Annotated in this window: 15 protein-coding genes; 7 read left to right on the top strand and 8 right to left on the bottom strand. The window is 46.8% G+C overall.

The window, feature by feature from the left end:
• Window positions 1-117 precede the first annotated feature (117 nt).
• Complete coding sequence (locus B9N86_RS22815) at window positions 118-1,266, bottom strand: GNAT family N-acetyltransferase (protein WP_208915411.1); 1,149 nt, start codon at window positions 1,264-1,266, stop codon at window positions 118-120.
• A gap of 155 nt (window positions 1,267-1,421) precedes the next feature.
• On the opposite strand from B9N86_RS22815, the gene B9N86_RS22810 reads away from it, so the two are divergent.
• From B9N86_RS22810 to B9N86_RS22800, 3 genes are all read left to right on the top strand, one after another.
• Entirely contained in the window at window positions 1,422-2,891 is a 1,470-nt protein-coding gene (locus tag B9N86_RS22810; protein ID WP_208915410.1) for a potassium/proton antiporter, read from the top strand.
• A gap of 201 nt (window positions 2,892-3,092) precedes the next feature.
• Window positions 3,093-3,560, top strand: a complete 468-nt coding sequence (locus B9N86_RS22805) for a Dps family protein (protein ID WP_208915409.1) — start codon at window positions 3,093-3,095, stop codon at window positions 3,558-3,560.
• A 235-nt stretch (window positions 3,561-3,795) separates the two neighbouring features.
• Window positions 3,796-4,707 carry an EcsC family protein gene (locus tag B9N86_RS22800; RefSeq protein ID WP_208915408.1) on the top strand — a complete coding sequence of 304 codons (912 nt, stop codon included), beginning with the start codon at window positions 3,796-3,798 and terminating at the stop codon, window positions 4,705-4,707.
• A 47-nt stretch (window positions 4,708-4,754) separates the two neighbouring features.
• On the opposite strand, the gene queF is transcribed toward B9N86_RS22800, so the two are convergent.
• From queF to B9N86_RS22770, 6 genes are all read right to left on the bottom strand, one after another.
• The gene (gene queF, locus B9N86_RS22795; protein WP_208915407.1) at window positions 4,755-5,252 is read right to left on the bottom strand and encodes a preQ(1) synthase; all 498 of its coding nucleotides are present in this window, start codon (window positions 5,250-5,252) and stop codon (window positions 4,755-4,757) included.
• 46 nt (window positions 5,253-5,298) lie between these two features.
• Window positions 5,299-6,099, bottom strand: a complete 801-nt coding sequence (gene queE / locus B9N86_RS22790; RefSeq protein ID WP_208915406.1) for a 7-carboxy-7-deazaguanine synthase QueE — start codon at window positions 6,097-6,099, stop codon at window positions 5,299-5,301.
• A complete protein-coding gene (queD, locus tag B9N86_RS22785; RefSeq protein ID WP_208915405.1) occupies window positions 6,092-6,583 on the bottom strand; it encodes a 6-carboxytetrahydropterin synthase QueD in 492 nt (163 codons plus the stop codon). Before queD ends, queE begins: the two co-directional genes overlap by 8 nt.
• Window positions 6,583-7,260 (bottom strand): 7-cyano-7-deazaguanine synthase QueC, encoded by a 678-nt coding sequence (gene queC, locus B9N86_RS22780; protein ID WP_208915404.1) that lies wholly within the window; start codon window positions 7,258-7,260, stop codon window positions 6,583-6,585. Before queC ends, queD begins: the two co-directional genes overlap by 1 nt.
• A 299-nt stretch (window positions 7,261-7,559) precedes the next feature.
• Entirely contained in the window at window positions 7,560-8,264 is a 705-nt protein-coding gene (locus B9N86_RS22775; protein WP_208915403.1) for an AIM24 family protein, read from the bottom strand.
• Between the two features lie 42 nt (window positions 8,265-8,306).
• On the bottom strand, window positions 8,307-8,735 hold the full coding sequence (locus B9N86_RS22770) for a hypothetical protein (RefSeq protein ID WP_208915402.1): 429 nt from the start codon (window positions 8,733-8,735) through the stop codon (window positions 8,307-8,309).
• Window positions 8,736-9,071: 336 nt separating this feature from the next.
• Here B9N86_RS22770 and B9N86_RS22765 point away from each other — a divergent pair, with 336 nt between their 5' ends.
• Together B9N86_RS22765 and B9N86_RS22760 are read left to right on the top strand one after the other, a co-directional pair.
• Entirely contained in the window at window positions 9,072-9,764 is a 693-nt protein-coding gene (locus B9N86_RS22765) for a hypothetical protein (RefSeq protein WP_208915401.1), read from the top strand.
• Window positions 9,765-9,950: 186 nt separating this feature from the next.
• Window positions 9,951-10,346: a helix-turn-helix transcriptional regulator gene (locus B9N86_RS22760; protein WP_208915400.1), complete on the top strand. Its 396-nt coding sequence runs from the start codon at window positions 9,951-9,953 to the stop codon at window positions 10,344-10,346.
• 152 nt (window positions 10,347-10,498) lie between these two features.
• Here the strand turns inward: B9N86_RS22760 and B9N86_RS22755 are convergent, their stop codons facing one another.
• Complete coding sequence (locus B9N86_RS22755; RefSeq protein ID WP_208915399.1) at window positions 10,499-11,602, bottom strand: YheC/YheD family endospore coat-associated protein; 1,104 nt, start codon at window positions 11,600-11,602, stop codon at window positions 10,499-10,501.
• Window positions 11,603-11,790: 188 nt separating this feature from the next.
• Here B9N86_RS22755 and B9N86_RS22750 point away from each other — a divergent pair, with 188 nt between their 5' ends.
• Window positions 11,791-12,936, top strand: a complete 1,146-nt coding sequence (locus B9N86_RS22750; protein WP_208915398.1) for a glycosyltransferase family 4 protein — start codon at window positions 11,791-11,793, stop codon at window positions 12,934-12,936.
• Window positions 12,937-13,005: 69 nt separating this feature from the next.
• Window positions 13,006-13,587 (top strand): WIAG-tail domain, encoded by a 582-nt coding sequence (locus B9N86_RS22745; RefSeq protein ID WP_208915397.1) that lies wholly within the window; start codon window positions 13,006-13,008, stop codon window positions 13,585-13,587.
• Window positions 13,588-13,757: the final 170 nt, after the last annotated feature.

Here is a 13,757-nt window from a genome sequence, read left to right as displayed (position 1 = left end):
CTCTATGTCCCCAATATCGGAACGCTCAGATAGCATGAATATCGTTCATGAGGGAATTCGCAAACGCAATAAAGCCCCCGACGACTATGTCGGGGGCTTTATTGTAGGTGAGTCTGCTTAAATATATTGCAATCCTTCCGTGTACGGCAGCGGGATCGGGCGAAGCGTAAAGCCATGAACTACTGTATCGCCGGCTTCTGCTATTGTCGTTCGGTGAGGAGATTCTGGATCAAATAGAAGTGAAAGAAGTCCCTCATCATCTAATATGACGGTCTCCCCGTCTTGCTTATATAAATAAGGTCCGTGATCGCCTTCAGCCTGCAGAATGCCTGCTGCTTCCTCAGGAAGCATAGGGGCAATTTGACGCAGAAGCTCCCGGCCATTAACGAGATATAGTGTTCCGGAATTGCGCGTATTTTGGACTTCAGAGCCTGCTGCTTCCAACAAGACTGACAGCTCTCGGTCTTGCCATGGGAGTGCCACGATTAGCTCTTGCAGGCCGTAGCGGTCAAAAGCCTCAGATAACAAATATGCCGCAGCCTCGTCATGTCCGGCCCATTCGATTAGCGTTGCTGGTCTGGAAGGCGTCATCGTAGTTCCTGGTACACCGATTATGGCGAAGGCAACAAGAGTACCGTTCTGCTCGGCTACGAGAACTTTCTGCTCTAGCCGGATCACATTCGAAAAGGCGCTTGCCCCAAGAAGCTTATCCAGCTCATTTGCAGAGCTAACATAAGCGGCTGTACGTTTCTCGATCAATCCATGGACTTTGAAAATATCATCCGGTGTCATCTCGCGAACCTGATATGGACCCTGCAGCTTGCCTTTTAGTTGAAGGGTATCCTGAGGTGTCAGGCGATATTGCATGGCACGACCGAAGTGTCGGCAAGCTGCACGAGTATAAAGAGACCGGGCTCCAGAAATGAAAATAAGGGATGCTCCTGAACGCTCGGCATGGGCCTTGCATTGATTCAGCAGTTCTCCAGCTAACCCTTTTCCGCGGCTGTCAGGGTCCGTACAGACAGAACCAATGGAAAAGGTCTTCAGCATAGCAGCCTCAGTACGGATCGTAAACGGGACAAGGCCCATAAATGCAGTTACCTTACCTTCAGCATCAAAAGCTCCATAGGAATGACTGATGCCAGGTTCAAAAATCATAGGAAAGGATTGTCCCATGGATGGCTGTTCCGGTTGCTTTAGGAAGATACGGTCTGACAATTCCACGGCTTGGTTTAAGGCTTGGGATTCCATTAATTTAATGTTCACGGTAGCTTGATGCCTCCCTTGTCTTTCTTTTTATAAATACAGATATCTCCAGTATAATATCCGGCGCGGCCAACGCCAACAAACGTTTTTAAAGAATTGATCGACTTGTCCTGTCTTTTTTAGGGTAATATATAGCAAGTCTTCAAGTCGGAGGGATGAACTTGTTAAGCTTTGTTGATACTGTCATATTGGTGTCTGCGCTGCTCTTGTTAACGGGTGTGCTGACGACCAAGTTCTCAGCCCGGTTTGGAATGCCGGCACTGGTTCTGTTTATTGCTTTGGGCATGATCTTGAGCCGTTACGTTTATTACGATAATGCGGAGATCACGCAACTGGTCGGGATTTTTGCTTTGATTGTCATCCTATTTCAAGGGGGAATGCAGACCGAGTTCAAGGAAATCAGGCCGGTTCTGGGGCCTGCTTTATCACTGGCTACGGTGGGCGTTCTGCTGACAACGACAGTTATCGGGCTCTGCGCTACCTACATACTGGATATATCTCTCGAAAAGGGTTTACTGATCGGTGCCATTGTTGGATCGACTGATGCGGCAGCGGTTTTTTCTGTCCTTGGTGGACTGAATATTAAGGAGAGAATAACGTCAACACTTGAGGCGGAGTCCGGGAGCAACGATCCTATGGCTGTTTTTCTGACGGTTTCCTTAATCGAATGGATTAAGGCCCCGGATATCAGCATTGGCGGCATGATCCTATCGTTCTTCATGGAGATGGGTCTCGGCCTCGTTGTCGGAATTCTGGTCGGATTTCTGGCAGTATATATTATCAATCGGATTAATTTTGATTCTTCCGGACTTTATCCCGTCATGGCGCTTGGTTTTGCAATATTGACGTATGGCGCTGCCGAACTGATTCATAGCAGTGGACTCCTGGCCGTTTATGTTATGGCTTTGGTGCTTGGAAATACAGAACTGACATACCGGCGGACGATTCTTGCCTTTAATCAGGGATTTGCCTGGATGATGCAGATTGCGATGTTTGTGCTGTTGGGTCTGCTCGTATTCCCAAATCAACTGACGAGCATTGCTTGGCAGGGCTTGCTGCTGTCTTTGTTGCTTATGTTTGTAGCCCGTCCTATCGGTGTGTTACTTAGCTTGTTGTTCACGAAGTTTGCATTTCGTGAAAAGATGATGATCGCCTGGGCTGGGCTCCGGGGAGCGGTGCCGATTGTACTGGCGACTTATCCGCTTATCGCTGGGATCGAGGGAGGACAGATGTTTTTTAATGTCGTGTTTTTTGTCGTTCTGACCTCAGCGATCATTCAAGGGACTACGATTTCGCCATTGGCAGTCAAGCTGAAGCTGATTGAAAAGGATAAACCGCAGGCACCGTCCTTGTTGGAGCTATTTGCATTGGGGAAGGCCAATTCCGAAATTAACCATGTTGAAGTTCAGAACAATATGCCGGTGATCGGACAGGAGATTCAGAACCTGAATCTTCCCGATGATATTTTGTTTACGGCGATCATCCGTAAGGACCGAATCATTACGCCGAAAGGCAACACGATCCTTGAACAAGGAGATACCGTATATGTGATGAGCCCTAAAACAAAGAGGAGACAAATGAAGTCGATTTTCGGGTTAACCGGGTCCGGCTTGGAAAAATCATAGTTTGGCTGTGTATGATGTATTTCACAGCGCGTTCCTGTGTGCCAACATAACATTTGGGTATAAATAGGGCTCAAAATCTTCATCCTAACTTCATCTGAATAATGCCAAACTCTTTTGCTAATGCAGATATAGTATGATATACTCAATACAAGGAATTAGAATAAGTCTAAATATAATACATTGGAAAAGGGGTATGTTGAAATGAGTAACCTGACTAAAGATGTACAAACAACAAACGATCTGAATGCTGTATTGAATACACAGCTTGCAAACTGGAGTCTGCTAGGAGTAAAGCTTCACAACTATCACTGGTTTGTTAAAGGTCCTCAATTCTTCACCTTGCATGCAAAATTTGAGGAACTATATAATACCGCTGCCGGTTATGTAGATGAGATTGCAGAGCGGATGCTCGCCATTGGCGGTAAACCTGCAGCAACGATGGCTGAATATTTGAAGCTTGCCACCATTGAAGAAGCTTCTGGAGAGACTAGTGCGGAGCAGATGGTTGAACGTTTGGTCGCTGACTTCCAAGTGATTGTAGAGGGACTGAAAGCTGGTATTGAATCTGCGGGTGAACAGGGTGATGATCCAACGGCTGATCTGATGACAGGTATGATGACCGAGGTGGAGAAGCAGAACTGGATGCTCAGCGCGTTTCTGGGAAAATAATAGTGTTTTTCATGAAGGATCATGAAGCCGTCCATTTGGACGGCTTTTTTTGTGCTTTTTAGATAAAAGTATAGACTTCGGAGTAAACTACATCCTTATCTCGCAAGAAAAACTACCACTTAGTGCGGTCTGCCTTCTTGAGGTACGTCGATAAACGTTTTTCTTATAAAAAATAGTCGCGTCATTCTTGGAACTTGTGCGTATAACCTTCATAGACAAATAAGGGGGAGAGAGAATGAACGATATGGAATCAAGGCAGTATCTGGAATCAGAGCTGGAGACGATAAAAAAATGGGAAAAGGAACAGAAGGACGTTTTCTTTTGGGAAAAAATCGGACGGATTCCGTTTATGCTTCTGGACCGGCTAACCCCGAAAATAGTCCGCGATAAAGTGGGTGAAGCGCTGAATGAAGTTGGCGGTTTCATTCAATCCGGAGGTAAGTATCTCGTAAGGAAGAAGTCGGTTTTGATCATACTGACTGAGACAGCCGCACATGGGCGCGAAGGAATGGAAAGCTCCCTTGAAGCAGAACGCAGCGCCGGCAGTAAGGCAGAGGATGATACCACGAGTGGCAGCGATACTTCAGCAGAACGAGTGCTGTCCTTGGGGGAGGCTTCCAAGCTCCCTATTGGTGTAATGGATACGGTTGCTGATGGTATTACTGCCAAGAGGGTTAAGTTCGCTGCTGCTCAAGGAGCCGCAACAGGAATTGGGGGCATATTTACGATGGCTGCTGATATACCACTCGTATTGGGACAGTCTCTGAGGGTGCTGCAGGAAATGGCGTTGTGTTACGGATATGACCCTGACGACCCGCGGGAGCGCGTCTTTATTGTCAAGTGCCTGCAGTTCTCATCGGCTGACATTGTCGGTAAGAAAGCAGTGTTGGAGGAACTAGCGGCATTTGATGATGAGAGCAATTCGGATCAGGTATTTTCGCAGATTCAGGGCTGGCGTGAAGTAGTGCAGTCTTACACGGACAGCTTCGGTATGAAAAAACTGTTTCAGCTTATACCGATTGCCGGTATTGTATTTGGCTCCATCAGTAACAAAGGTACGATCGGAGATGTAGCCGAGGCAGGGAAAATGCTGTATAAAAAGCGCAGAGTCACCGGGCGGCTGAAAAATATAGAATCCCCCCTTTAGAAGAATAAAACCGGAGCTGCATACTTAGCATGCTCCGGTTTTTGGTACTAACGGTTATCTACTTTTTCAGGATACATATCGTGGTTCATCAGACGATGTGCAGCCACTTCCTCGTACTTCGTACCTGGGCGGCCATAGTTGCAGTATGGATCAATGGAGATTCCACCGCGTGGAGTGAACTTGCCCCAGACTTCAATATATCGAGGATCCATCAACTTAATTAGATCGTTCATGATAATATTAACGCAATCCTCGTGGAAATCGCCGTGGTTTCTGAAGCTGAATAGATACAGTTTCAGTGCCTTGCTCTCAACCATTTTGATATCCGGAATGTAGCTGATATAGATTGTGGCGTAGTCCGGTTGGCCTGTAATCGGGCATAGGCTCGTAAACTCAGGGCAGTTGAATTTTACGAAATAGTCACGGTATGGATGTTTATTATCAAAGCTTTCAAGTATGCTTGGGTCGTATTCAAATTGATATTTGGTACCTTGATTACCGAGCAGAGTAATGTCTTCCATTTCATCGCGCTGTCTTCCAGCCATATTTTCAAACTCCTTTATTCGCATGTTTTAGTTGTTCAGAATGGATTTATACGCCCCGTTTGTTGCTCCACACCAAGGTATGAAGCTGAGGCAGTACCCGAACGTCATTCAGACGGTCGGATTGCATCACCGCATCAACGAGACGTTCATAGCGCTGAAGCAATCCCGAGATGTGTGAAGACGCTTCGGATGTTGTACTTACGTCCGGGTTTCCCGTTTGCACATAGAAAGGAACATTCGGGTAGCGTTCGTGAACGGTCTCGGCGTAAGCAAGATCGAGATCATCAAAGATGACGACTTTAAGACTGAAGGAGCGTCCAGGGGCACGTGCTGACAGCCGGGAGATCATATCGTCAAGCTTGGTCCAATCGGTATTCATCCCTGAGCTTGGCGGCTTCGGCGAAATGGTCACTTCGTCAATGTCAATGAGCCAATCCTGCCAACGTGAGCCTTGAGTCTCCACAGCTACGGTTATTCCATGGCTGTGCAGGACGTTTACTAATCCATCGAGCTGGGACAGTAGTGCCGGATTTCCTCCGGAAAGTGTAACATGATCAAAACGGTCGCCTCCCAAGCGGAATAACTCCTGCCAGATTTCTTCAGGATTCATGCGGGAAATCGAATCGGTTCCACTGCCGTCCCAAGTAAACGCCGAATCACACCAGGAACAGCGGTAGTCACAGCCAGCGGTGCGAACGAACATCGTCTTGCGGCCAATGACCATTCCTTCTCCTTGAACGGTTGGTCCGAAGATTTCCATGACGGGAATCGGCCGGTCAATAACGCTCGCAGCTGCCGAACTTCCAGAAGAAAGCTTAGCCGGAGAAAGTGTTTCGCTGTTACTCATGTTCCATCCACTCCCGTCTAACTTCAGCATAACTGGTCGGTGTTTCGTAGAGCCGTACGAATTCGGTTCGTGTCTCCTGCTGTGTAAAGGTTTCTTGTTGTGTTAGAGCCAGTTCCATTTGTTCATATAACCAAACCACCATGTTTTCGGCCGTTGTATTCATCGGGGGCAGTGTTTCATTCAAATAACGGTGATCCAGAAAGGGCTCAATTGCGGATTTCCAGATCTCCTTGATTTGTCCGAAATCAACGGTAATTCCGACCTCGTCCGGTTTTCCACTGATTCCGAATACAACTTTATACGTATGTCCGTGCAGATTTTTGCATTTACCCTCATATGCGTGCAGATGATGGGCCGCGTCAAAAGTGAATTCCTTGGAGACGAGCACACGCTTACGGTGGTAGCGAAGGCTTCCGGTATCGATATCTTCACCCAGTTTTTGCAGTTGCTCTACAATGCGAAAAGCTCCAGGTTGACGGGTCATTACTGAACCCCTCCTTTAATCTGTAACGTCCGGCGGCTCAAATATTTGTCCAGTCCGGCCTTTCTGAGCTGGCAGGCAGGGCATTCGCCACAGCCGTCACCTTTAATCCCGTTGTAGCAGGTTAACGTGTTCTGACGCACATAATCCAGTGCATTCATCTGATCGGCCAGCTCCCATGTATCGGCTTTATCGAGCCACATGAGAGGTGTATGGATAACAAATGGATAATCCATTGCTAAGTTAAGTGTTACATTCAGTGATTTAATGAAATTGTCCCGGCAGTCGGGATATCCGCTAAAGTCGGTTTCACATACGCCGGTAACCAAATGTCTGGCACCGACCTGCTTGGCGAGCACAGCCGCGAAACTGAGAAACAGAAGATTGCGTCCGTCAACAAATGTGTTCGGTACACCATCATCACCTTCTTTAATTTCCATATCACTGCGCGTTAACGCATTTGGCGCAAGCTGATTCAAGAGGCTCATATCAAGCACAGTTTGCTTGACGCCTTGTTCTTCGGCAATTTGTGCCGCACATTGTATTTCATATTTGTGTCGCTGTCCATAGTCAAAGGTCACGGTTTCAACCTCGGCAAACTGTTCTTTTGCCCAAAACAGGCAAGTAGTGCTATCCTGGCCACCGCTGAATACGACAACCGCTTTTTCATTTTTAAGCATACAAAAAACCTCTCATTCTTCAAATGATAGCAGGCAGCAGAGGGCTGGCCTGAAGAAGAAAGAGAAGTTCTTGAACTGAGTCCGTAAAAAAACAAGCCTTATCATACAAGAAGAAACGACTTCGTTGTCCTTTTCAAAAGGGCGACGGCGTTTCTGCGAGAAATATAAGACAGTATAGTTTTTTATAGAGGGAGTTCACGAACCTCTCCCACGCGGCAGGCGCATGGATTGTCTTCTATTGTCAGCGCAGTTAACAACCGTAGTTGTAACCACATGAGTCTCATTATAACACGATGTTTCTATTTGATAAATACACCACCGAACGGGATTACTTCCCTTAAAAACCGTTTTATGATGCCCTCATCATTCATCTCCCGCTCTAACTGTTGGTTCTGCCGCCCTGCCTGAAACAAGACAGAGCCTTCGCCCGTCAGCTTCCAATGATAATTCATATGTTGACTCGCCAAATGATTGCCGTATACGGTCAATTCCAGCTTGGCATTCTCCGGATAGGCGATGATGCTGCCGGCGTCCACATACAATGGTTCGGTCGGATGCAGTTTGGCTTCACAGACCGGGCCTTGGGTAAGAATGCCGATGCTTCCGATTCCACTGAATTTCATTTTGACGGCGTCACGCGTGATGAACATATTTTTGATTTTCAAAATTCGGGTTTGCATGTTAATGCCTTTCGTATAAAAAAACACATGGCGGAAGTCATACAGCATGTCCTGATTGTCCGTCAGTTGAATCTCCCGCATGTTAAAGCCGCGGGGGAGAGCTGCAGTAAACTGGCTCGGCCCGCTGATGTCCGCCCGAATCAGTTTCTGCTTGCGGTACATTCCCTTAACATTCATAAGCTTATCGCTACGCCCATGAGACGGGCCGCGGTAAGCGACGATCTGGTCTGGATGCAGAATATGGGCAACATCACCCTCTTGAAGCGAAAAAGTGACCGCTTGGCCTGCGCCATTACCGGAGGCGTCTTCCATCCGGATGATCATATGTAGTTCCCCCTTTATAAACAACAGTGACAACAAGCAATATCAGAACCGGTTGGTACGCCGCATTACGAAGCGGAGAACCCGTATCAGTATAAAATAACCGGCAAGGAGGGCAGCGGTCGTAATCGCAATCGTCTTCAAGCGGTCGGAGTTTCGAGCTCTTGCTGCCTCAGCTTCTTGAAGCTGCTCTACCATTTCAGTAAGCTGGCGGTTTTGTTCGGCTAAATCGGCATTTTGCTTCTGATAGATTTCGGTGTCGATCCGGGCGCGGTCCAGGTCCTTAAGCGCGTTTTGGTAACGATCTTTTAATTCGCTTATCTCATCAGGCAATTCCGAAAATTGCTGGAAATTGTCATATACATCATTGAAGTATCCCGCATGTGCGGTGTGCCCATTATCGAAGAGTTCACTACCAGTTGCCCAAAGCAGCGGGAGAAGAGTTATTATTTTTAAAATTCTAAGCTTGTCCATCGGGATCACCGCCTAAATATAATAGAATCATCATGGAAATATTATACGAAACAGCTGCCTTCAAGTTCCTATAATACCATTTACCCGATATTATTTTGTCATATGGAGTAAAAAAATGTCGACATTTAATAATTGGTTGGACGGGGAAACGAATAAGAATGAAAGCCTGGAGGCATTACTCCGGGTTTTTTTGTGTACATTCGTGGATTAAAGAATGAAAAAGATGCCAGTCAAGAATAAAAGTGCTATTTTTGTCGAAATTATGATGGGAACATATGTTCCGTGACAGGAAGCTGTCCATCCGAATTGGTACATTAATAGAAGAATAAGAAAGAGGTGGGTGCGTTGCAGTCGAGCTTGTATACGGATTTTACATGGAGTAGAAACCATGTAGCCGCAAGCGGCGCCAATCACGTCTATTTGCTGGTGGAGTGGCGAGGAACCGCGGCACGGCCGAGAAAACAAAGAACATTTTTCAATCGTGTTGTCGAACAAGTCCAACTTCATCTTCAGTTGGGGGCTGGCGTTCGGATTAATGCTTTATATGGATATAAAGCTGAGATGTTAAACGATCGAAATATTACATTGAACCTGGGCTGTTTATTGGAAGGAATGGCCAAACAAATCGTGTTGGAATTTGAATTTGCTCCGCGTTCATCAGGGATTCATACTGTCGTTACAGCTCTATGGACTTATATGGATGAAATGCACAGACATGTCATATTGCCTTCACGCACAATTTCGCTGCAGTTCAGCAATCACACAGCCATTTTTCATAAGACGATTGATCTTCGTGTAGAGAAATACACAAAGTTGCTTCAAAATCCTTCTATCGTTGAAAACGCTCTTAAAGCATATGAACGAGGCTATTTGGTGGAAGGGGAAGAAATAATTCGCCGTCGGGCAGATGAAATGCTTTTATATGCCCTTCGTTTAGGTGACGTTGATTATTTAAGGGAAGCAGAAATTTTATATAACTTGGGTTATGCGTTTGTGGACTCCTATGCAGCTTCTGGTGTGGGGGTTTGATGTTTAATGCAAGTTGTTTACCAATCGAAGGGACTTTAGGCTTATTATCAAGTTGTTAAAAGCATAATCGGAATAGTTCTAATTAAATAGTCGGTAAAGAAGGAATATAGATATAGGGGTCGAATGTACTAGTATAAAGTCTTGTTATATAAGTCTAATTTACTAGATATGATAGGGAGAATGCAGATGACAGACCGACTGATCCGACTGATGAGAATTATTACGCTCGTTCAGGCAAGACCGGGTATATTAGCCAGGGAGCTTGCGGAACGGTGCGGAACTAGCGAGAGAACCATATACCGGGATATGGACGCACTGAGCGCGATGCACATTCCTATTACCCATAAAGGCCGTGGCCGTGGGTATACGTTTATCGGTCATTTTGCAATGTACCCATTGGGATTGACGGAGGAAGAAGTTCAGGCACTGTACAAACTTTTGCCTGTGTTGGATGAAATGAAACCGATTCTGCCCGAATGTTTCGAGGGTGCTTATGAGAAAGTGTTGGCTGCCGTTTATAAACAAAGTGCCGAAAAGGCGGAGTTTCAGAGTGGAGACCGTGAAGACTACACGGAATCCTGACATATAACAAGCAGAAAACAGCGGTTCCCATGAGGGAATCGCTGTTTTTACTAAGAAAGTATAAGTTCGGAACGATACTTCAACCTTAGATTTCTCCGCGAAACGTAAGTTTGCCTGTCAAAGACGGCAAAGCCGTTTATGCTTGCTAAATTTTAATACGCTGGCCAGATCCCCGAATCTAGCAGGTAACGTGCAAATCCCATCGGTTTGCGGTAGGTCTCTTTCCACACCTCTTCCATTCCGGCCTCCCGGAATCCATAACGTTGGTCTCGCCCGTTGGCTTCAATAAAGTATAGCAGTCCTTCCGAAGTGACAGCGACATCCATGCCGAAGTCAGCCGCATAGGGCATGTGCTTGGAGAGGGAACGGGCGGTTTGGATCGCAAAATGTGCCGTACGTTCAATTAGTAGGTCCGGCGGCATACCCGGCAAAGAACGACAGAAAATTTCACGCACAGGATAAGCTGATCCTCCCTGAGCGATATTCGAGACGAAGGTGCGAGGCGGTGACGTCTTGGCGAACATTCCACTTACTTCCCAGACTCCGCGTAGTCCCCGTTGTACTGTGACACGAATATCATAAGGCCTGCCCGCATACTCAGCCAGTGGAATTCGCTGCTGGGCTAGAAAAGGGAGAGCACGTATTCTTTTCCGCAGTAGTAGCGGCAGATTTCCTCTGGATAAACGCACCGTTCTCCAACCCTTAGCCGAAGGGGAAGAGCGGGAGTACGTAAAATGGTCATGAAATTTGTCCCTACGCAGCCGCATGATACCGAGTCCAACGCTCCCGCGGCACGGTTTCAGGATAAGATCTCCGTGCTGCTCAAGCATAGAACGAATCGACGCAGCATTAGCACGAACCGTTTGCGGAAGAGCAGGGCGGATCACTGGATCTTCTTCCAGCATAAGATGAACGGTGTCCTTACCATACCGGGTACTGGAATTGTAGATGAAAATTCCCCACGAGAGGAGCCGGTCGATCAATTGGTGAGCCTGTTTATCACGATAAATGGCTCGGTTGTGTATTACACGCGGGATTGGGAGCTCGGTTAGCGAATAGCCGGACGTTGTCCGGATGTAACCAGCAGCTGTGCAGGTTTCCAAAGATAGGTCCTGTATTCTGAAGAAACAAGGAATCAGTCCGTACATCTCGGCCGCTTCTTGATAATTCTCCATAGATTCTGTACCGGTCTTCCCGTTCGGAATACCGCGATACGTGCTGTCATTGAGCAGGATGCCGACATATTGCGGCTGCATGGTCATCCTCCTTGTCACAACTTTTTTGACAATAGCTTATTCTCTGTCATTCTATGCGGCTTGTAACCTGTCCCGGATGGACGGGTGTCGGGAGGTTACCGCCTATTCTGTTCGAACACTTCCTATTTGTCACCAATAGACCCTCCTCCGGTATATGCTGAAGTATGATGTGAGAAGGATGTGGAGTTATGAGCTTGCGGAAGGTTGCGGTAGTGACACCGGGGTCTTTTGTTATTCCGTCGGGAAGGAGCAGCTCCGTTGAACGGGTCGTGGAACAGACGGTACCCTTGGTTCAAGAGGCAATGGAGATTAGGATATATGGAGTTTTGGGGAAAGGCCTCCCGCCAAAAGGAACAATTAATGGGGTTCCATGTTATCGATTGCCATCCGGGGCATCTTATTATCGATCCTTGCTGCGCAGACTTTACCAGTGGAAACCGGAAGTCGCTGAAATTCACAACAGACCGTTCTTGGCACAGCGGCTCAAAATGCAACTTCCAGGTGTTAAGGTTGTGCTAACTTTGCATTCGAATACGTTTATCAGCCCTCCATATATGAACAGACAAAGCTTTGGTAAAATAGCCAGCATGATGGACGGAATCGTAGTTAACAGTCGTTTTCTGTTGGAGGATATTGTCTCATATCATCCTTGGCTAGAAGATAAAATAACGATTAATCATCTCGGGGTTAACCTGGAGCAATTTCCCCCTCCGTTCAGTCCGGTTGCAAAGGCACTCAGAGAGGCAAAACTTGCTCACTATGGATGGAAAGGGCGGCGTATTATTCTGTTTGCCGGCCGTCTAATTCCAGATAAGGGGGTTCATCATCTGATTGAAGCTCTACCACAGATCATTAACAAGCACCCTGAGGTACTATTACTGATCATTGGCAGTGCCTCTTATGGATCGGATAGAGAAACATCTTATATCCGGAAGTTGAAAAATGCTGCGAAATCATATCAGTCTTGGGTAACATTCCTCCCGTTTGTACCCTATCCCGGTATTGCAGACTGGTATGCGCTCGCAGATATTGTGGTTGTACCTTCTTCACCCAGAGAAGCTTTTGGATTGGTTAATGTGGAAGCGATGGCAGCAGGGGCCCCTGTTATTGCTTCAAGTGCGGGAGGTATTCCCGAAATTGTGGAAAATGGAGTGAACGGATTTTTGATTCCGTCGGATTATCTAACCACCGGATTGACTGAAAGGATAAATGGACTGCTCGAAGATGAGTTTCTCCGGACAAAAATCGGGATGGCAGGGCGGGAGTCAGTACGCCAGCGTTTCAGATGGGACCATACGGCAGAGCGATGGGTTCGGTTGATGCAAAATATATAAGGTTGTGACAGCGGCAGGAACTACGGAATAGGATGATGTAACGAATGATAACAGAGGAGAGAGCCGCCTGTGAACAAAGTCAGAAGGATCGCACGAAGGAGAGGGAGAAGACCTTTTCAGCGGTACGGTGACCATCATAAGACATTGGCAGTGAGGGGGACGTCAGACAGTTGGGCAGATTCAAATGGTGATGCGCCTGAACACGCGTTGGCGGATGACAGTATAAGTGCCTCTCATCTTCGGCATCGCAGTGTAAGAAGCGAGGCTCTTGAGGACTATACTGTGCACAGTATTCACCTGTCACCGGAATCGGTTATATCTTCCAAACTGGCTCTTGATTCGGTCCATCCTGTTCATCTTACCTTTAATCCAGTACAAGCGATTTCTGGACTGAATGTACTTGAGCAATTCGGAAATACACCCTTTTCCTTTTCTGAGAAACAGGATGTTATCCATGTTACAGTACCGCTTCCGTCATCCTATCGAGATGAGCATTATGTGATTATTGCATCGTGTAATCACCCGGCATTTCATGCTTGCATTCAAACCCGGCGGCAGCAGGAGGCAGTAATCGGAATTACACGGAATAAGGGCTCTTTGATTTCGGAAGGATGGCTGTCCTGGATTGCCATTGGCAGTACGGCTCTTTAAGTAAAAAAGGGTGGAGGAAGCAGATTTCCCCCATCCTTTCGTGTTACGCAGGGCCCTGTCCAAATCAAGCTCATACATAAGACTGATATTATGAATAGACCGTACAGATGCCGTCACAGAGAGGAATTGGGGACATACAATAGGAATAGATTTTTGGGAGGCTGATCATA

The sequence above is a fragment of the Paenibacillus uliginis N3/975 genome, assembly GCF_900177425.1.
GTDB lineage: Bacteria > Bacillota > Bacilli > Paenibacillales > Paenibacillaceae > Paenibacillus_AQ > Paenibacillus_AQ uliginis.
The sequence above is the reverse complement of the archived record's forward strand: the minus strand, read 5'-3'. Positions and strand labels throughout refer to the sequence as shown.

What these genes read in the sequence shown, in the direction of transcription:
- B9N86_RS22755 (WP_208915399.1), bottom strand. Translation starts at nt 11,602, where the DNA reads ATGCAGCCGCAATATGTCGGCATCCTGCTCAATGACAGCACGTATCGC.
- queF (WP_208915407.1), bottom strand. Translation starts at nt 5,252, where the DNA reads ATGGCTGGAAGACAGCGCGATGAAATGGAAGACATTACTCTGCTCGGT.
- queC (WP_208915404.1), bottom strand. Translation starts at nt 7,260, where the DNA reads ATGCTTAAAAATGAAAAAGCGGTTGTCGTATTCAGCGGTGGCCAGGAT.
- B9N86_RS22750 (WP_208915398.1), top strand. Translation starts at nt 11,791, where the DNA reads ATGAGCTTGCGGAAGGTTGCGGTAGTGACACCGGGGTCTTTTGTTATT.
- queD (WP_208915405.1), bottom strand. Translation starts at nt 6,583, where the DNA reads ATGACCCGTCAACCTGGAGCTTTTCGCATTGTAGAGCAACTGCAAAAA.
- B9N86_RS22805 (WP_208915409.1), top strand. Translation starts at nt 3,093, where the DNA reads ATGAGTAACCTGACTAAAGATGTACAAACAACAAACGATCTGAATGCT.
- B9N86_RS22775 (WP_208915403.1), bottom strand. Translation starts at nt 8,264, where the DNA reads ATGATCATCCGGATGGAAGACGCCTCCGGTAATGGCGCAGGCCAAGCG.
- B9N86_RS22760 (WP_208915400.1), top strand. Translation starts at nt 9,951, where the DNA reads ATGACAGACCGACTGATCCGACTGATGAGAATTATTACGCTCGTTCAG.
- B9N86_RS22770 (WP_208915402.1), bottom strand. Translation starts at nt 8,735, where the DNA reads ATGGACAAGCTTAGAATTTTAAAAATAATAACTCTTCTCCCGCTGCTT.
- queE (WP_208915406.1), bottom strand. Translation starts at nt 6,099, where the DNA reads ATGAGTAACAGCGAAACACTTTCTCCGGCTAAGCTTTCTTCTGGAAGT.
- B9N86_RS22810 (WP_208915410.1), top strand. Translation starts at nt 1,422, where the DNA reads ATGAACTTGTTAAGCTTTGTTGATACTGTCATATTGGTGTCTGCGCTG.
- B9N86_RS22800 (WP_208915408.1), top strand. Translation starts at nt 3,796, where the DNA reads ATGAACGATATGGAATCAAGGCAGTATCTGGAATCAGAGCTGGAGACG.